Consider the following 19,492-nt stretch of genomic DNA (forward strand, 5'->3'; position numbering starts at 1 on the left):
TTTCCCGATAGGAGCGGACAGCCGGCAGGATGAGTGGGTAGTGATGTTACGCAAGGTCGAAGGTGGACCTGTCGGCCAAAACGCCGGCGTCCCGGACAGCGCAGATAAATTGGCCATGCTGCAGGAAGCCATGGGGGCCCTGCGCGAAGGCTTCGCCTTGTTCGATGCCGGTCTGCAGTTCCGGATGTGCAATGAAACGTTCTCCGATCTCGCCTGTTCCTCCGATATTCCTCCGCCGCAGGTAAACGAAAGCGCAGAGAGCTTGTTGCACAGGCACTTTTCAAGCGGCCTGTTCCTGTTTCCCGACAACACGGACATCCGGGCGTTCAGTTCCGCCGCCGTCGACGTCTTCAGCGAATGTGTCAAGGACATCAGGCTGCGGCGAAGAGACGGCCGTTGCGTCTTGATGTCATGCCGCCGAACCGACAGCGGCGGTTATCTGATCTCCTGTTCGCCAATTGACCAGGCAGACACGTTTGCGTTCCGCGACGAACACGATCATGCCAACGCGCGTTTGCGTGATGCGGTTGATGCGCTCGAAGAAGGCTTCGTCCTTTATGACAGTGAAAAACGCCTGGTTTTCGCAAACAGCCGCTACGCCGACATGCTCGGTCCTTACAAGTCCCTTCTGGTTCCCGGCACGCCCATGCTGGAGATCATTGGCGAGACAATCCGCGGAGGGCAAATCTGGATCACAAGGGGGCCGGAGGACGGTCTTCCCGGCATTCTGCGCGCCCTGGAGCAACAGGGCAGCCTCAAGGTGGAAGTTGCTGTTGCAGACGGCACCGAAAAAGAAATTTCCGTTACAAAACTGACCGATGGCGGCATCGTCGGGACGGTGCTCGACATTACCCAGCAAAGAACCACACAGGCGCGGGCGCGCGAACTCCTGAACGATGCCATTGAGGGCGTCGATTTCGGCCTCGCTCTGGTTGACGATGATGAACGGCTGGTCTTTGCCAACAGGAAATTCCGGGAACTCGGCGATCCCAACAACAATCTCCTGACGGCCGGGCGCACCATGCGCGAAATCCATGCCGACGCCATCAAAACGGGTCTGTTTCCCTTGCCGCCCGGTGTTCCCGCAGAGGCCGTGCTCGACGAACTGGATCTAACGCTCCGGCACGCCATGAAGGGGTTCCCGATTCCCAACAATCATGGCAGCACGCTTGTCGGAAATGTCTACGAAACGGCGCTTCAGGGCCGATTGCTCACGATCGAGGACGTGACCGGACAAGTCAGGGCGGAGCGCCTGTTCACCGACGCGGTTGCCCGCCTTCCCGTCGGCGTCGCGATCGAAGGTCCCGACGGGCAGTTCACCCATTGCAACGATGCCTTTGCTGCGCCTTTCCACCTGAACTCCAAGGAGATCCTGGAACTCACCGACGTGGAGCGCATTGCGCTCCTCGCGCCGCAAATCTCTGCGATCAAGGGCAAACCGGTGGAAGGCAATGCGGCAGAAGTCTTCAAGCAGGCAGTCAGACTGCAGCGCGCGACGCTGATGCCGTTCGAAGTCAGCTTCAAGGACGGTCGGCACTACATCGTCGAGCGCGCTGTGACCGAGGATGACGGCCGGGTTGTCGTCGTGACCGACATTACCGCGCTTAAACGGGCCGAGACCAAAAGTCTTGAAGTTCTGAACGATGCCATCCAGTCCCTCGACGAAGGCCTGGTTCTGTTTGACGGCGACCTGAATTTCGTCATGGCCAACCGCCGCTGGTACGAATTCTTTTTCAGCGAAATTGCGCGCCCGGAAGGCAACGAGAACATCGTTCCGATGATGGACCGGATCTTCGATGGCGGTGTCATGCTGATCCCGGAGGATACGAACCGGCAAGACTACACGGAAAAACTCATCGGATTGATCCGTGGCTACAGAAAGAGGGAAACAATCAAGCTCGCCGACGGTACGATTTTCCTTGCCTCGGCTCACAAAACCGAGCTGGACGGCTACCTTATTTCGTTTACGGACATCACCGAACAGCGCAAAGCCGAAGAAGAACAGCGTGAAGCCGATCTGCTTTTGCGCACGATTGTCGAAGCCTGTCCGGCGAACTTCCTGGTGTCGCGCGTCGAGGACGGCAAGATCATCTATTGCCCGCCGGCATCGCGCGAACGCTTCGGCAAGATCGAGACGACCCTGAGTTTCTTCCTGACACCTGATGATCGGAAAAAATATCTGGCGGAACTGCTTCCAACCGGTGCCCTTGACGATTACCGGGTGCAGTTCCGGCGCGCCGACGGTTCTATCATGCAGGGCCTGACCGCTGCACGCGTCACCGACTACAAGGGTGAGGACGTGATCGTCTCGTCGACACGCGACATTTCCGATCAACTGGCGATGCAGGAAGAACTTCAGAAGCAGCGCGAAATCGCGCATCAGAACGAGAAACTCTCTGCGCTGGGAGAGCTTCTTGCCGGGGTCGCACACGAACTTAACAACCCGCTTTCCATCATTGTGGGCTACGCACAGATGCTGGAAGGCAAGCTGGATGATCCGGTGCTTTCAAAACGGGTCGACCGCATCGCTCAGGCGGCAGACCGGAGTGCGCGGATCGTCAAGACATTCCTGGCGATGGCGCGGCAGAAGCCGGCCAAGATCGAACAGTGCTCGCTCAACGAAATCGTCACCGTCGCCCACGAAGTCGCCGGCTATGGACTGCGTGCCAATGGAACGAAGGTGGTCACCGAGCTGGACGACGACCTCCCGCTTGTTTCCGGCGACGGCGACCAGCTCGTGCAGGTCTTCACCAATCTGATGGTCAACGCGGAACACGCACTTGCGCCGATGGGGGAAGAAGGCGTTCTGACATTCCGGTCGTTTTACGATGTCGACAGTGATCACGCGGTCATCGAGATCAGGGACAACGGTCCCGGTATTCCCGAGGATCTTCAGGCGCGCATTTTCGAACCGTTTTTCACCACCAAGGATGTCGGCGAGGGTACGGGCGTGGGTCTTGCTTTCAGCCACCGCATCATCGACACGCATGGCGGCATTCTGGACGTCGTCTCCAACCCCGCCAAGGGAACCAGCTTCTATGTGCGCCTTCGGGCAATCAAACCGGATGCAGGGCAGCGCCCCGAAAGCGAAGCAACCGCCGAAGCCTTGACAAAACAACGGGTTCTCATCATCGACGACGAACCTGCCGTCGGTGAACTCATCAACGACCTGCTCGTGGAGTTGGGTTGCGAACCGACCCTGTGCGCGGATGCGCGTGAAGCGCTTTTGCAGCTGACCCACAAGGCATTCGACATCATCATCAGCGATTTCAAGATGCCGGGTATGAACGGTGAGGAATTTTACCGGGCCTTGCAGAAACGGCTGCCCGCTTATGCAGACCGGATTGGATTTGTAACAGGCGATTCCATGGGCAAAGCAGTCACGCGCTTCCTGACTGAGAGCCAGCGTCCCTTTATTGAAAAACCGATTACCGCAGAAGAACTGGAAGCCCTGGTCAAGCGGTTATGCGCAGGAGACAACCGGTCATGAACACGATGCCGGACAACAGGAGCATTCTCGTTTGTGACGACGAGCCGCATTTGCGCGAAATGGTGGCGGAGTATCTGAGCGAGCGCGGCTATGGCGTGACAGAAGCATCCGATGCCAACGAACTGAAATCGCGCCTGGAGACGACACAGCCGGACCTTATCGTGCTGGACGTGAACATGCCTGGAACCGATGGATTGACCGCACTGCGCGAGCTCCGCGCAACGTCCGAAATCCCGGTCATCATGTTGACCGCCGCGAGCGAAGTCATCGACCGCGTCATCGGCCTTGAAATGGGTGCCGATGACTATGTCGGCAAACCCGTTGATCTGAGGGAACTGGAAGCGCGGATCAAGGCTACGTTGCGCCGCCAGAACCTTGTGAATGTTGAACTGGAACAAAAGGAAAAGATTGGCGGAACAGTCGGCTTCGGCACCTGCCGCCTGGATCTGGATGGAGCAAAACTGTTCGGCAAGGACGGTGAAGAGATCCCGATCACCGCCATGGAATTCAGCCTGCTGCGCGTCTTTGCCGAAAACCGGGGACGCGTCCTCAATCGCGACCAGTTGCTTGAACAGGCCCATGACAAGGGATGGGAACCGTTCGACCGCTCCATCGACCTTCGTATTTCCAGATTGAGAAGAAAGATCGAACTCAATCCGACAAAACCGGAAACAATCCGGACCGTGCGTGGCATCGGCTACGTATTCGACTAGAACCCTCTCCACGTTGCCCCATCAACGTAAAAAAGAAACCCCGCGGCTGTAACCGGCTGCGGGGATTTCTTTGCCGTTCAGTCCTGCTTGCTGCGGCGACAGCTTCGCGTTTGATACCACCCTGTCGCCTCATCCAATTCTTGGCGGTTCTGATACCGAAGAAGCCCTGACCCCGCCATGCCCGGTGCAAGCGGCCTTGCCGCTGATCGCACTCCGTGGATCGAGATTGAAAACCGTCCCGTCCATGCATTCCACGATCCGGTCGCCAGCAAATGACGACCCAGGCTGGAACATGACCACAGCGGCACCCATCGTCAGGGCTGTTAGCGCCGCCGCAAAGGATCCGTGGGCTTTCATGTTGCGTTTCACCTCTTTTTCTTTGGGCCCGCCGACACGTTTGGCGGGACTATGCGGTCCGGGCAGCAGGGTTTCCTGCCGCCCACAGGACCTGGAATGATTTCAATCAGACAAGAAAGAAGTCGTTCTCCGAAAGCGCGATATGGCCAAGCAGCGAAAACGACATGTCACCGACAAGGTCGCCGTCGTCGCGGACATGCACATTGGTGACGTCACCGAAACCATCACGCTGCGTGTGTTCGAAATAAACCTCTGCCCCGGGCGCATTGGAAAAGCCGGATTGCTCGCCCATGTAGGAGGCTGCAAAACCCTGGATGACAAGCAGGTCTTCTCCGGAAACAAAGTCCTCGATGAGATCCACTGCACTGGACGCGCCACCACTGTCACCGGGACTGAAGTAGAACGCATCAACGCCAGCGCCACCGGCCATGGTGTCACCAAGCGTTCCTGCGCCGTTCTGACCACCGGTGATGTGATCGATGCCGTCGCCGCCGTTGATGATATCATTGCCAAATCCGCCGGAGATGATGTCTGAACCTTCACCGCCGAGGATCGTGTCGTCACCGGAGCTTCCGTCCAGTTCATCGTTGCCGGAACCGCCATCAAGGTAGTCATCTCCGAAAAACCCGAACAGCCGGTCGTTGCCGACGGAGCCATAAAGCGAGTCATTTCCCAGGCCGCCTTGAAGCAGGTCGTTGCCCGTGCCGCCATGGATGGTGTCGTCTCCGAGGCCGCCTTCAATGTCGTCGTTGCCGGATCCGCCAAACAGGTTGTCGTCGCCGTCGTCGCCGAAGATCAGGTCGCGGCCGTCTTCGCCCATGATCTGATCGTCGCCGCTGCCGCCCTCAATCCGGTCGTTGCCCTCACCCGCCCAGATCCAGTCCCGGTCGCCGTTTCCTTCGATCCGGTCATTGCCGTCGCCACCGAGGATGAAGTCCTTGCCATGCCCGCCCTTCAGGCTGTCGTTGCCGGCACCGCCGTCCAGCATGTCGTCGCCGACATCACCGACAAGAACATCGTTACCGACTTGTCCGTAAAGCGCATCGTCGCCGCGCCCGCCCTGTATGAGATCGTTGCCGAAGCCGCCGTAAGCCGTGTCGGCGCCATCGAACAGGAAAATGTCATCGTCGCCCCAAAGGCCGTAGGCGATGTCTTTGCCGTTTGTGCCGTTGAAGAAATCGTCCCCGTTCCAGTCGACCCAGATATTGATCGGCACAATTTCGGCAACGTCCCACCAGGGGTTCTGGATCAGGCCGCTGCCCGGCAAACCGACAAACTGGGCAGTCTGCAACAATCCGGAGACAAAGCTGCCGCCTATACCGGATCGACCCAGCCAGACAGCGTCCGTCGCGGCAGAAGCATATTCTTCCGAGGCCGCGCTGCGTTCTTCCGCAATCTCTTGAACCTCTTCTCGCAGGCGCGAGGTCTCTATGGTGTCATTGTCTTGCCGACCGACGCTCCCGCTGGTATCGAATCGGCCGGGTTCCTGACCCCTGCGAGACCCGTCTGCGGTCGCGTCCTCAAAATCCAAGTGTTCTATGTGCGCGTCAGTCTCTTTGTCCTGTTTGCCGTCGCGGGCGCGCCGATCAGTTTCACGCGCTTCAAATTTCGACTTCCACCTGAACTTCGTTGCATGTCTCAGTGCCATTTACCTATGCCTTCCAGCGTTGTGCGGATTGCTGCCGCAAGCGTTTCAACGTGGCTGGAGCATTTGAGAACGACCCCATTGAACCACAGGGCCTATATCGGTTGGCAACGTGTCTGCCAGGCATCGCGCGGGAAGGAATTGCGTAAAGATTGTACCTAAGTCGTCGCGTTGCGGGCAAAACCTGAAACGATTGATACGAAACAGACATAAGCCGCCGCTCTACGGGCAGCACTGGCAGTGGCTAGGACTGAAAGCATCGGCAATGGCGTGCGGCTGGCCGGTCAGGCAGCGTTTCAGGAACACGTTCTGATGTGCCGTCAGTTCAGCGTAAAATAGCCCTGTCCGGTGGCAATCGCCGCAACCCGGTCGCCGGTCATGGATCGGGTATTCGTCGGGTATCGATAGCGGTTGTCGAGAACAAGTGTCTGAGGGCCATCGACTTCCAGTGCCATATGACCTGCTCCCGACGCGGTTCGCAGGATCAGGAGCCGCGTGTCGGTGTCGCCATACCCGGCAGCCATCAGGACCGCCCGCTTAAGCAGCACATGATCTTCGCAATCACCGGCGCCCCTTAGAAGCGTTGCGAGCGGAGTTGCCCAGTGATCGTCGAATGACGGGTCCCGTTCATACCTGATACGGCGGGAAAAGAGCTTCTGAACCAGCGCCGGCCGTTCCAGGTGCGGCACGGAGCGGATGAGCGAGACCGTCTTCAGCCATGTCGCGGCCCGCGGATCCCTGCAGGCACCTCTTTCGCAGGACGAAAGCCAGTCAGCTTCAACCACCAAACGCGCCCTCGCCATTGCCCAGCGCCGTGCAAGGACCGTGTCTGATCGGCGTGTCAGTTTTGACGTCGGTCCGGTCAGCGCAACAGTCTGGAACGCATCGCCCGTACGGCCGGCCGCCTTTGCCGCCGTTACGTGATTGACGATATGAGCTGCGCGCTTAAGCTCTGCCGCCATGGCCGTTGCTCCGAAACCGGACCAAACGGCAATTAGCAAAATACACGCGCGCGCAAGTGACCACCGAAGGTCGCAAAAGATACGCATCGACATCTGCCCTGTTCAGGCGCGTCGATACTTGGTTATCTTTCTCTTAAAGCTTCCGATCGCGCCTTTATTATTGGCTTCAACAGATAGTCGAGCACTGTTTTATTGCCGGTTAAGATAGAAGCGCTTACCACCATTCCCGGTATTATTGGTAAATGGTTGCTTTCGGAGCCGAGCCAGTTCCGGTCAGTCCGGACGATAACCCGGTAAAAGGTTTCACCATCTTCATTGGATATGGTGTCGGCACCGATGCGTTCGACCACTCCGGGCAGGTCTCCATAGACCGTGAAGTCATAAGCGGTCACGCGAACGCGGGCCGGCTGACCGGGAAACAGAAACGCAACATCCTGCGGCCGGATCTGTGCCTCGATCAGCAACGTGTCGTCCAGCGGCACGATTTCCGAAATGCTTTCACCGGGTGAAACAACAGCACCGATGGTCGCCACCGAGAACTTGTTGATGATGCCGCGCACCGGTGCCCTCAGCACGGTGCGCCTGACCTTGTCTTGCGCCGACTTGATTGTTTCATCCAGGATTGTCAGCTCGTTGAGAGTCTGCGTGAGGTCTTCATGTGCCTTGGCACGAAACCCCAGAACGGCACTTTCCAGACGGGCCGAAGCTTCCGTGATCGCGGCTTCCGACCGCGGGATGGAAGCGTTCAGAAGCTCGACTTCAAGCTTGCCGCCTTGCGCCTCACGTTCAAGCCTCAACAGGTCCATCTTCGGAAAGGCGCCTGCTTCGGAGAGTTCCCGTGCCCGATCCAGTTCCTCATTGAGCAACCCTGAGGACAGCTGAACGCTGGCCAGCCGTGTTTCAAGCTCAACCTTTTCCAGTTGCCGCTGTGAAAGCTGCTGCTCGATGACCGACAATTCCTGCTTCAGGGCGGTCTCCCGGGCATCAAACAGGGCCAGTTCGCGCGCAGCCACCGGCTGGTCCCGCTCGTCTCCGTGAAGGACGAGAGGATTGCCCAAAGCTTCCGCGTCAAGACGTTTCGCCCTGATCTGCAGCGCGTCACGTTGCTTTTCCAGTTCTCCGAGATCGGCTGCAAAATCCGTATCGTCGATCCGGATCAGCGGTTCGCCGGCCTCGACGACGTCGCCTTCCCTGACAAAAATTTCCGCAACGAGTCCCCCTTCCAGGGATTCAACCACCTGGATCTGGCTGGAAGGAATGACCCTGCCGTCACCCGTCGTCACTTCCTCTATTTCGGCAAAATACGCCCAGACCAGCAACGCGCCGAACAGCAAAAGCACGGCGAGCAGCAGTCCCCAGACACTGGCACTGCTGCGTCGATCGAGTGCAGCTCGCACATCGTTTGCGAAGTCCTCGTCAACCCGGGGCACGGCTGCCTCCCGTACCAGTGGAGTGCGCCTTGTATCCGGCCTGCGCACCTGCCTTCAGCCGTGCGACCACGACATCCTTCGGCCCGTCCATCAAGAGCTTGCCCTTGTCGAGCAGAAGAATACGGTCGACAAGATCGAGCGGCCCGTCCCGGTGCGTTGCAATGAACAGCGTTATCCCCTCGCCGGCAATCTGGCGCAGACGGTCGCAGAGCTGACGTTCCGACATGATATCCAGGTATGCGGTCGGTTCGTCGAGACAGATGATCTTGGGAGATCTGATCAGGCATCGCGCAAGGGCAACGGCCTGGCGCTGTCCACCCGACAAGCTGCGGCCACGCTCTTCGATATGCATGTCCAGCCCGTCGGGATGGCGTGCGGAAAAGAAATCGACGCCGGCCAATTGAACGGCCCTTTCAAGATCGGACGAAGACGCATAAGGCGCACCGATCAGAATGTTTTCGCGCAGTGTTCCGGTGAAGAGTTCGGCATCCTGAAGACACAGGCCAACCGTTGCGCGCACATCGGCAGCCGAGAACTGCCGGGTGTCGATACCGCCGAGGAGATAGGTTCCGCTTTGCGGTTCGTACAATCCCGACAGAATTCGAACCAGCGAGCTCTTGCCCGATCCGACACGCCCGATAATGCCGATCTTCTCGCCCGCCTCGGCGGCAAAGCTGATGCCGTCGAGTGCCGGCACACCGCCTCCCGGATAAGTCAGGGAAACGCTCTGGAAGGTAATCCCGCCATTGGCAGAAGAGGCGATATCGCGCGAGGTCGTTCCCGTTTCCGTTTCCGACTTCATGAGGGCATCGAGACTACGCAGCGCATTTCGGGCATGGAGCAATCGCGCCAGTGTCTGGGAGATATTGTTCAGGGGAGCAAGGACGCGTCCGGCCAGAATATTCGCCGCGATCAGGGCTCCGACCGTAATCCTGCCCTCCAGGACCAGGAACACACCCCAGACCACGATCACAATCGAGACCAATTGGAAGACAACGCCGGTAAAGGATGCGGCGATGTTGGCCCAGTAACGCGCCTTCGTGGTCGAACGGCTGGCGGCGGCAACGGCCCTGTCCCACGCCCGGCGAAACCAGCTTTCCCCGCCGCTGACCTTGATCGTCTCCAGAGAAGACACGGTTTCAACAAGAACCGACTGCCGCCGCGCGGCATCGGTCTGGCTTTCCGATAGCGCTCTTGAGAGCGGGATCTGAACGCAGCCTGTTACCGCAATGACGATCGGAACCGCGAGTGCCGGCACCCAGGCGAGCGGACCGACCAAAAACCACATCACCCAGACGAAAATACCGATGAACAGAAGGTCGGTCGCGGCAATGACCGTTGAAGAGGTCAAGGCGTCGCGCACGGAATCCAGATCCCTGACCTGGTTGGCAACTGCGCCGGTCGACGCCGGCCTGCCGATCATCTTGAGCCTCAGGAAGTGGTCGAACAGCCTCCCGGCGACAGCCATATCGACACGCCGGCCGGTCTCGTCAACGATCTGCATGCGCAGCATTTTGAAGAGAAAATCGAAAAGAAACGCGATCAGAACGCCGAGCGTCAGAACCCAAAGCGTCGGAATGGCCAGGTTCGGGATCACCCGGTCGTAGACGTTCATGATGAACAAGGGACTGGCCAGCCCCAGCAGGTTGCCGATCAAGGCCGCGACAACGACCTGCGTATAGTTGGGCCAGAACCTGCGCACAGCGCTCCAGAACCAGTCCCTCGGTGTTTCAGCTGGTAAATCCCGTTCGGTCTTGCGGGACGCCAGACTGACGAAAACGACGACCGGCAGTTTCGGCCCGATGAGGCTTTTTGTCTCCACCTCCCGGATCCCGCTCGGCGCTTCGCCCTGGATTTGAACCATTCCCCGTTCGCGGTCGATCTTCTCAACCACGACCGCAGGTTCTCCTTCCACGAGCATGATGACCGGCAGGGTCACGTTGGGAACCGCAGACAGATCACGCTGTTCGATCCGGACCACCAGACCCAGCCGGCGCGCAGCTTCATCCAGACCGCTGACCGGCAAACCGCCTTCTGTCATGGGGAGACCGCGGGAAAGCTCCGCCTTGTTGGCGACCAGTCCGTGATACCGGGCAATCTGGATCAGGGCTTCAAGAAGGCCGTTGGACACACCGGCTTGACCGTCAGCGTTATCAGACGCCTCGTCGCCGCTTTCGGTACCACTAAGGTGACTTTCCAATCGGACTGTAGGCTCCCTGCCGTCCACGTTTGCCGTCTCACCACTTGCGCAGCGGTTCGATCAGTCCCCTGGACCCCACGAACCAGGGAACTTCCCCGGGTCCCGTCTGACTTTCAGGCGGTGCTGCAACACCGAAGGATGACAGCAGGCTACCAGTGGAAGCAAGAAGACGATAGCGGGAAAACACAGCTATGGTTTCCGAGCTGATCAGTTGCACGTGCGAGGTGAACGCTGAATTCTGCGCGATCAGGAGGTCGAGAAGATCGCGGAGCCCGGCTTCATATTCCTTCTCGTAGCTCGCGATCACTGCGTCTGCCGCAACAGTCTGTTCCTTCAGGGCTTTGAGACGAATGTCGTTGGCAACGATATCGCTCCAGGATCTGCGGACGCTTTCGTCGACCGTGCGTCGAAGCTGATCGAGCTGCATCTTGCTTTCGGTGACCTTTTCTCCGAGCTGGCGCCGCTTGCTCGTATCGATGGTCCCGTTGAAAAGGTTCCACGACATGGTCATGCGCACGGCAAATTCATTGTTCCGGCCCGGTGTGCCATCAAGATCTTCTCCGACCGAGGCGACACCTTCCACACCCACACTCGGAAGAAACAGCGACTGGGACTTGTCGAAATCGGCGGTTGCCGCATCGACGTCGGCTGTACCGGCCCGCAGCGAGGGATGATTGCCGCGCGCGGTCGCAATGGCTGTTGCCTCGCTCTGTGGCAGGGATTTCGGCCGCCGGGGCGTTTTGAGAGCGGGCGGCGCAACGCCGATAACGTTCTGAAACCGCGCATTGGCGGCGCCGAGTTCCCGAAGGACATCTGCACGCACCGCGTGAACGGCTGCAACCCGTTCTTCCGCCTGGCGCAATTCGCTTTCGGTGGCCGACCCACCCTGGACCTTGGTTCGAACGATCCCCAGCAGCCGCACGTGTTCGCGGACATTCAGATCCGCAGCCCGCAGGATCCGATGATGGCGGAAGACATCGAGAAAGGCTTCGGTCGCGTCGAGACCGATCAGCTCCGCGCGCTCCATGACCCTGGCGGCAGACCCGTCGACCCGCGCAGACTGGCGGTAAATCTCGTTGGCCCGCGCGAACCCGTCAAAAAACACCTGCCTTGCGATCAAGGTGGCGTCTCTGGCATTCCGCCATTCCCGATTCTCGGTCACTTCGAGTGAATTCGGCCTGTCGATAAACTGTGCGCCGAACGACGCCTCCAGATCCACCTTGGGGAGATAGGCACCCTGCGCCTGGTCAAACTCCGAATCGACTGATCGCCGATTGGCCGCGGCAGCCAGCACTTGCGGGTTGGTTGTGACGGCACGTGTAACCGCCTCCTCCAGTGACATTGCTTGCGCTTCGGAGATCAGAAGACTTGCAGAAACGGCAGTAAGCAACAAAAAGTATAAATCGCTTGATCTACGTATGATCAATTGCAAAAGGCCAAAAGACAACCCTCCGCATACGCGCCTCAACTTACCACTGCACAACATCTACCCTGCCCAACACCAACAAATAAATCTAACTGAACCCGCCTCTACCTGCTGCAATTATCTTACTTAACGTCACCTTCGTCGTCCAACTCGGAAAGATTCGTATATTTTTCAACCCACTCAATAACCATACCGCAGTTTATTTGGACGCAGCAAAGATTTTTTGTTAAAAAAGTGTTACTGCCATTGATAGTCTTAGTGACCGCTTTTACTGCAGTTTTTTAACCATCTGATGAGCGTGGGTCGTGTCGAGCATTTCGTATGCCGAAAACATAGCGTCGGGTACAGCAGATGCGCTGGTTGTATCGGCCACGGACGCAGCTGCGCCGCTGCCGAATGCTGAGCTCGTCTTCAGCGGTGATTACGCGCGCCTGGGCTCCGACCTGCAGATCAGTCACCCGGACCACGGCACGCTGAGAATTGTCGATTATTTCGCTCAAGACAACCTGCCCAATCTATTAACCTCCAACGGCGCCATGCTCGATGGCGACACGGTGGCGCGTCTGGCCGGACCAGTTGCACCGGGCCAGTATGCGCAGGCAGGCTCCGGCCTTGCAGGCGCACCGATAGGCAACGTCCAGACCGCATCGGGCGAGGTCACCGTCCAGCGAACGGACGGGACCACGGTCACGCTGTCAACCGGCGACCCGGTGTTTCAGGGCGACGTCGTCCAGACAGGTGGGGACTCTTCCCTCATCATCGTTTTCGTTGACGAGACGCTGTTCTCGCTTTCTGCTGACGCGCGCATGGTTTTGGACGAACTGGTCTATTCACCGAACGGTTCCGACAATTCCATGGTCATGAACCTGGTGCAGGGCAGTTTCGTTTTCGTAACCGGACAAGTGGCCCCCACCGGCGACATGCGCGTTGAGACGCCGACCGCCACGATGGGCATTCGCGGAACAACACCGATCGTCCAGATCGATGCCGTGAACGGGGCAACCAGGTTCGGCCTGTCTGTTGACCCCGACGGCCCGCTCGGATCCTATCAGCTCTTCGACCGGCTGACCGGCCAGTTGCTCGGCACTGTGGACACGACAGATAGCACCACTTTGGTTGAGTCGATCGGTTCAACGCCCGTCGTGACCCCGAAGTCCCCGGGCGATATCAGTGTCGAACAAAACCAGCTTCAACAGGCATTCAATGCCTACAGGGATGCTGGGCTGGGTCAATCCAACAACAATGACGGTGACGGGTCGCAGGACGATGAGCCGAACCAGACCGATGCCGGTCCTCCGATCGAGCCTGTAAATCCGGACCTTTCCCCGCTTGGCGGTGAGAACGGCGGACTGGGTGGTGACGGTTCCGAAGCGCAGAACAACGAGAGCGGCCTTGAACTCCTGGCCCCGAGTGCGCCGACACCATCGGACTCTTTCCAGTCCCCGGGCGGGTCCTCGACCCCGCCGCAAAACAACAACAACAACGACGATGACCAGTCTTCGCTTCCCCCGGGCGACGATCTGGCTCTGTTCCTGCCGCCGACAACGCCGATCACATTTGAGGATCAGTCGTTTGACATTACCGGCCTGACAATCGAAGTCCCGGGAGACGGCGTCAGCACGGTCACGATCATAGCGCGTTCCACAATCACGCTTGCCTCGGTCGACGGGCTGACATTCACGCTTGGCGATGGCTTCAACGACGAACAGATGACGTTCACCGGAAGCGAAGCGGACATTAACGCTGCCCTTTCCGGCCTGACCTATACCCCCTCGCCGAACGCTGAAGAAGGTGGCCTGAACATCACCGTGAGCTTCGGGCAGTCAAGTATTGAAGCCGACCTTCCCATTGCGATCGAGCCTGTTCCCGACCCTCCAGTGGCTTTCGATATTGCCGTCAATGTCACTGAGAGCGGAACCACGCTGCCAACGCCTTTTCTTGGCGAAGACCCTGACCCGGGCGACACTCTCGCGCTTGAGTCCTTTACGGAACCGGCGCTCGGCGAACTGACCGTCTTCAACGACGGAACGTTTTCTTTCGACACCAATGGCGAATTCGAAAGCCTGTCCGCCGGGGCCACGCAAGATATCACCTTCGAATATTTCGTGGTGGACAGCACCGGTCTCGTTTCGCTGGAACCGGCCATCGTCACAATCACGGTGACCGGTGAAAACGACGACCCGGACCTTGAGGTGTCACAGCCAATCGGCTTCGTCGAGGCGGAAGACGCCTCGAACCAGCAGCTCTTTGAGACCGGAACAATTGCAATAAGCGATGTGGACGAGCAGGACACGCACACTGTCAGTTTCGTTTCAAATGGGACACCTGTCTGGAATGGCGGCGATCTTGGCTCCGTTGCGCCTGGCCTTGCTGCGACATTGCTGGCTGGCTTCAGCCTTGATCTGCAGAACGGCAACAGCTGGCGCTTCGACACCACCGCCGATCTCGATTTCCTGTCTCCCGGTGAAACGATCACCTTCTCCTACACGATAACGGTTGACGACAACGCCGGCGGCGTCGACAGCGAAGTCATAGAATTCGTAATCACCGGTACAGAAGATGCGCCGATGATTGCCGGCGACCTCAGTGGCACAGTGCAGGAAGACGGCGATCTCGTCGCCTCGGGCCTTCTGACCGCGACGGACGCCGACGCATCGGATCTGCCCGTATTGTTCACTGAGCAAACGATCCAGGACGATCTCGGGCCTTTTTCGATCGACCAGGAGGGAAACTGGCAATTTCAGCTGGACAACGCCGCAGCTCAAGATCTCGGCGGCGACGATGTCATTGTGAAAACGTTCGGTGTCGAAGCGCAAGCTGCCGACGGAACATCGGCGAACCAGGACGTTACGATCACCATCAATGGAAGCAACGAACCGCCGGTTGCCAATAACTTTGCATTGGTCGCCAATGTCACGAACAACAGCGGCTTCGAAAACGGATACGCAGAGTGGAATGAGATAGACGGACCTGTGCCAAATGGTTTGCCGCTGTCCAACTATGAAAACGCGTTCACGATCGACACTTCCGAAACGCTCATTACGGGCGATTCATATGTCGCCGACGTAAGTTTTTCGGGAAGGCTGGATCAGGACAACGTCGGTGGCACCGTGTTTGGTCCGTCGCTCGAAAGTCAGGCCTTCACCGCTTTTGCAGGTGACATCGTCACTTTCGAGTATCGCACATTTGCCGGAACAACCGTGCTCAACGGTGACGCGGCAATCGTCTCTGCCGAGTTGATCAACCAGCAAACAAATGAAATCACAGAGGTTTTTTACGAATACACGCCGTTTGAGCAAGCAGGCACCACCAAGAACCTTACCGTCGACATCATTGATCCCGGCGAATACAAGATTGTCTTCAAGATTGGCAGCGAAGACACGACTGAAGGCGGCGTTGTCGGTGCCCGTATCGCAATCGGAACAGCCGGCATAATCCGCACAGGTGTGCTCGAAGGAGACAGCCAGACCTTCGACCAGCTTCAGTTTCTGGAAAATGCAACCGATCCGGAAGGCGACAGCCTCGATTTGTTCAGCGTCGCGCCGACAAGCGCTCTTGGTGCAACCGTTACTCTGGTGAATGGCAACGTCGTCTTTGACAGCTCAACAGGAAACTATGGATTTCTGCTGCCCGGGCAAACGGAAACGGATTCGTTTCAATACACCATCACCGACGGCAATGGCGGCTTCAGCACGGCATGGGCATCCGTCGGTGTTGTTGGCACAGGCGGCTTTCTGGATGGCGACCCGCTGACCTACGACCCGGTTGCCGATCAGAGCGGACCAAGTACAACGACCGTCCCGGCCGACTTGCCGATAACAGGAACCGCAGTCGACCTTCCCACGCCGCTTCCGGGGTCTTTGGTGACGTATGCCTTTCCCACGATCTCTCCGGCGGCAACGGCTTTGACCAGCTACACCCCCGCGCAACAGGCTGCTGCCATTGCTGCCCTGTCTCTGTGGGCAGAGGTGTCCAACCTGACGATCGCCGAAGCAGGCGTCGGCGACATTGCCACGGTCAGGTTTCTCAACTCGGCAGACGTCTCCTTCGCTGAGTATTTCGGTGCAGATGGCATCGGTACGGTCGCGACCAATCCGGAGTTCGCGGAAACGCTCACACCGGACGCCGGCAGCTATGGCTTCCACGCATTGCTTCACGAAACGGGCCATGCGATTGGCCTGGAACAAGCGGCCGGCGGCGTAACTCAGGCTCAAAGCGTCATCTCTTATGTCACGCCGGATACCTCGGGCGTTAGTTGGTGGAACGAAAGTGGGACCTGGATCTACGCTCAAACCCCGATGATTGAAGACATTGCTGCCGTTCAGGCTGCCTACGGGGTGAATACGGAAACGCGCGCCGGTGACACGGTCTACGGTTTCAACAGCACGGAAAAAGGTTCCACCTACGATTTTGCAGCCAACGCTGATCCGGTCCTGACGATCTACGATGCTGCCGGTGTCGATACGCTCGACTTCTCCGGTTGGGACACGCCTTCGATCATCAACCTCAACCCGGGCACCTATTCCTCGGTCAACGGCATGACCAACAACATCGGTGTTGCTCTGGGAACATCGATCGAAAACGCCATTGGTGGTGCCGGTAGCGATCTCTTGATCGGCAATGACCTTGCCAACACGCTCGACGGCGGTGCCGGGTTCGACATACTGATCGGCGGTGCTGGTGCCGACACATTCGCCCTGTCTCACGATGATTATGCCGATATCATCGTTGATTTCAGCTCCGGTGAAGACCGGCTGGACCTGTCTTCCCTTCTCGATGCCAACTTTACCCCGGCCGAAAGCTCTGACTACATTCAGGTGGAACGCGACGGCGATGACGCCATCGTCAGCGTTGACAAGGACGGCTCAGGGAATGGATCTGATTTCAGGGACGTCGCCGTGCTTCAATCTGTTGAGGCCGGGGGGATTATTGACTTTGTGTTTTCAAATAACGGTGTCCAGTCAACCGATAATGTGGTTGCCTAGGGTATGGACCGGGTAACGCACCGGGCCTTTCGATCCGCTGACACCTGGGCTTGATGAAACGTCTTTTCAGAAAACTGAATTCCGTCTTCGGTGTCGCACGATTGTCGGCAACTCTCCTGTTGTTTGTTCTTTTGGCCGTGCGGGTGCTCGACCCGCTCGTCGTTGAACTGGTGCGCCTGAAAACTTTCGATTTTTATCAGGTCCTCAAGCCCCGCGACTATCAGGACGTCCCGGTAACGATTGTCGATATCGACGAGAAAAGCCTTGCCGAACTCGGCCAATGGCCCTGGGCCCGGTCGACGCTGGCCAGCATTCTCCAGAACATTGCGCAGGCCGGTGGCATTGCGGTCGCCTTCGATATCGTTTTTCCGGAGGCAGACCGGCTGTCGCCGGATCAGTACAGCAAGTCCATCAGCGGCCTGAGCGAGAACGTCAGCAAAGAATTGGCAGCACTACCGAGCACCGACAAGATCATGAGCGACACGATGCGCCGCATGCGGGTTGTTGTCGGTCAGGCGGGCGGTGTCGACTTTGTCGAAACCGACCGGCCGGAGCAGAGCCAGACACCAGTCGCGCTACTCGGCCCCGATCCGACAGCCTACATGTTTGAATATCCCAAGCTTCTTCGGAACATTCAGGTGCTCGAAGACGCGGCCGCCGGCAAAGGATTGTTCTCCATATACCCGGATCCGGATGGAATCGTTCGGCGCGCGGCGCTCACCGCCGTGGCAGACGGCAAGATCCAACCCGCCTTGAGCGTTGAGCTCCTGCGGGTCGCAACCGGACAAAACGCATTTGCCGTCAAGAGCGATGAAGCAGGCATCAGTGGCCTTGTTGTCGGCGGCGTCGAAGTTCCGACCGACCGAAACGGGCGGATTTGGGTCCACTATACGCCGTCAATGGGCGAACGCTATGTGTCCGCCTCTGACATCGCCACGGGCAACTTCGATCTCGCTCAGATCCAGAACCACCTCATCCTGATCGGGCCTTCCGCCACTGGATTGCTTGACTTGAAGGCGACGCCACTCGACCCGACCATGCCCGGTGTTGAGGTTCACGCACAGATCCTGGAGAACATTCTCAGCCAGTCGTTTCTGACACGGCCGAACTACGCACTCGGCGCCGAACTCGTGGCAACGACGGTGCTCTCACTGCTGACAATCTTGCTGGTCCCGATCCTCGGCGCGTTGCCAGTCATGGCTTTCGGATTCATTCTTGCAGCCAGTTGGGTTGCGGGAAGCTGGTACTTGTTTTCCAGTGAGAAACTGCTTCTTGATGCCGGCTATCCGTTGTTTGCGAGCCTGTGCGTGTTCCTACTTCTGGTCTTCATCAATTACCGCCGCGAAGAAATCCAGCGTCAGGAAATCCGGTCGGCTTTTGGTCAATACCTTGCGCCAGACTATGTCGAGCAGATTGCCAGAGACCCGGAAAGCCTGACGCTCGGCGGCGAGCGCCGCCGCATGACGATGCTCTTTTCGGATGTCCGGAATTTCACCAAGATCTCGGAGAGTTTCGCCGACAATCCGCAGGGTCTGACCACCCTGATGAACCGGTTTCTCACGCCCCTTTCCAACGGCATCATGGAAAAACGCGGCACGATCGACAAATATATGGGCGATGCCATCATGGCCTTCTGGAACGCCCCGCTCGACGATGACGAACAGGAAATTCACGCCTGTGAAGCAGCGCTTCTCATGGTCAAGCGCATGCGGGCGATCAACGTGGAGCGAAAGCAGGAATCCGACGCAGGCGGCGGCGCATTTTTCCCGCTGAATGTGGGTGTCGGTATCAACACCGGCGATGTCGTCGTCGGCAATATGGGATCGGAATTCCGTTTCGATTACTCAGTGCTCGGCGACTCGGTCAATCTGGCCGCTCGGCTGGAAGGACAGACAAAGACGTATGGTGTCACGATCCTGATTGGCGACAGGACCGCCCAAAGGACAATGGGCCTTTTCGCGATGGTGGAAGCCGACCTGATCCAGGTGAAAGGCAAGAAGGAGCCGGAGCGGATCTATTGCCTCTTGGGCGACATGGACCTTGCGCTGGACAAGGAATTCATCCGACGAAAAGCAAGCTTTGAAGAAATGTTGCAGAGCTACCGGAACCAGGACTGGGAGGCCGCCCTGTCACATTGCGCAGAGGTTCAGGAAGACAATGACGGCGAGCTTGCTCAGCTCGCCGAAACCTTTCGTTTGCGCATAGAAGCGTTCCGGTCGTTACCGCCGCCGGCCGACTGGGACGGCGTATTCGTTGCCGAAACCAAGTGAGCCGAGGAGCCGCA

At 58.3% G+C, this 19,492-nt stretch carries 10 protein-coding genes; 4 read left to right on the plus strand and 6 right to left on the minus strand.

Translation table 11 applies throughout. The features are described from left to right. Positions 1-43 precede the first annotated feature (43 nt). Together RBB47_RS24015 and RBB47_RS24020 are read left to right on the plus strand one after the other, a co-directional pair. Positions 44-3,490: a PAS-domain containing protein gene (locus RBB47_RS24015; RefSeq protein WP_305988504.1), complete on the plus strand. Its 3,447-nt coding sequence runs from the start codon at positions 44-46 to the stop codon at positions 3,488-3,490. Further along, positions 3,487-4,203 carry a response regulator gene (locus RBB47_RS24020; RefSeq protein ID WP_371932844.1) on the plus strand — a complete coding sequence of 239 codons (717 nt, stop codon included), beginning with the start codon at positions 3,487-3,489 and terminating at the stop codon, positions 4,201-4,203. Before RBB47_RS24015 ends, RBB47_RS24020 begins: the two co-directional genes overlap by 4 nt. A 129-nt stretch (positions 4,204-4,332) precedes the next feature. On the opposite strand, the gene RBB47_RS24025 is transcribed toward RBB47_RS24020, so the two are convergent. The 6 genes from RBB47_RS24025 to RBB47_RS24050 all read right to left on the minus strand — a co-directional run bounded on the left by RBB47_RS24025 (position 4,333) and on the right by RBB47_RS24050 (position 12,139). Further along, positions 4,333-4,560, minus strand: coding sequence for a hypothetical protein (locus RBB47_RS24025; RefSeq protein WP_305988445.1), 228 nt, complete (start codon positions 4,558-4,560; stop codon positions 4,333-4,335). Between the two features lie 106 nt (positions 4,561-4,666). After that, the gene (locus tag RBB47_RS24030) at positions 4,667-6,208 is read right to left on the minus strand and encodes a calcium-binding protein (protein WP_305988446.1); all 1,542 of its coding nucleotides are present in this window, start codon (positions 6,206-6,208) and stop codon (positions 4,667-4,669) included. Between the two features lie 317 nt (positions 6,209-6,525). Further along, a complete protein-coding gene (locus tag RBB47_RS24035; RefSeq protein WP_305988447.1) occupies positions 6,526-7,167 on the minus strand; it encodes a transglutaminase-like cysteine peptidase in 642 nt (213 codons plus the stop codon). A 122-nt stretch (positions 7,168-7,289) separates the two neighbouring features. Further along, positions 7,290-8,597: an HlyD family type I secretion periplasmic adaptor subunit gene (locus tag RBB47_RS24040; RefSeq protein WP_305988448.1), complete on the minus strand. Its 1,308-nt coding sequence runs from the start codon at positions 8,595-8,597 to the stop codon at positions 7,290-7,292. Then, the gene (locus tag RBB47_RS24045; protein ID WP_305988449.1) at positions 8,584-10,797 is read right to left on the minus strand and encodes a type I secretion system permease/ATPase; all 2,214 of its coding nucleotides are present in this window, start codon (positions 10,795-10,797) and stop codon (positions 8,584-8,586) included. The genes RBB47_RS24040 and RBB47_RS24045 overlap by 14 nt, the downstream gene beginning before the upstream one ends. A 37-nt stretch (positions 10,798-10,834) precedes the next feature. Next, positions 10,835-12,139, minus strand: coding sequence for a TolC family outer membrane protein (locus RBB47_RS24050; RefSeq protein ID WP_305988450.1), 1,305 nt, complete (start codon positions 12,137-12,139; stop codon positions 10,835-10,837). A gap of 389 nt (positions 12,140-12,528) precedes the next feature. Here RBB47_RS24050 and RBB47_RS24055 point away from each other — a divergent pair, with 389 nt between their 5' ends. Continuing rightward, on the plus strand, positions 12,529-17,208 hold the full coding sequence (locus RBB47_RS24055) for a M10 family metallopeptidase C-terminal domain-containing protein (protein WP_305988451.1): 4,680 nt from the start codon (positions 12,529-12,531) through the stop codon (positions 17,206-17,208). A gap of 53 nt (positions 17,209-17,261) precedes the next feature. Then, entirely contained in the window at positions 17,262-19,478 is a 2,217-nt protein-coding gene (locus tag RBB47_RS24060) for a CHASE2 domain-containing protein (protein WP_305988452.1), read from the plus strand. Positions 19,479-19,492: the final 14 nt, after the last annotated feature.

Origin of the sequence: Roseibium sp. MMSF_3544, assembly GCF_030732845.1 — a bacterium.
Classification (GTDB): Bacteria; Pseudomonadota; Alphaproteobacteria; order Rhizobiales; family Stappiaceae; genus Roseibium.

Excerpts from the sequence above, each read along its gene's own strand:
- RBB47_RS24015 (WP_305988504.1), top strand. The coding sequence starts at position 44 with ATGTTACGCAAGGTCGAAGGTGGACCTGTCGGCCAAAACGCCGGCGTC.
- RBB47_RS24020 (WP_371932844.1), top strand. The coding sequence starts at position 3,487 with ATGAACACGATGCCGGACAACAGGAGCATTCTCGTTTGTGACGACGAG.
- RBB47_RS24025 (WP_305988445.1), bottom strand. The coding sequence starts at position 4,560 with ATGAAAGCCCACGGATCCTTTGCGGCGGCGCTAACAGCCCTGACGATG.
- RBB47_RS24030 (WP_305988446.1), bottom strand. The coding sequence starts at position 6,208 with ATGGCACTGAGACATGCAACGAAGTTCAGGTGGAAGTCGAAATTTGAA.
- RBB47_RS24035 (WP_305988447.1), bottom strand. The coding sequence starts at position 7,167 with ATGGCGGCAGAGCTTAAGCGCGCAGCTCATATCGTCAATCACGTAACG.
- RBB47_RS24050 (WP_305988450.1), bottom strand. The coding sequence starts at position 12,139 with ATGTCACTGGAGGAGGCGGTTACACGTGCCGTCACAACCAACCCGCAA.
- RBB47_RS24060 (WP_305988452.1), top strand. The coding sequence starts at position 17,262 with ATGAAACGTCTTTTCAGAAAACTGAATTCCGTCTTCGGTGTCGCACGA.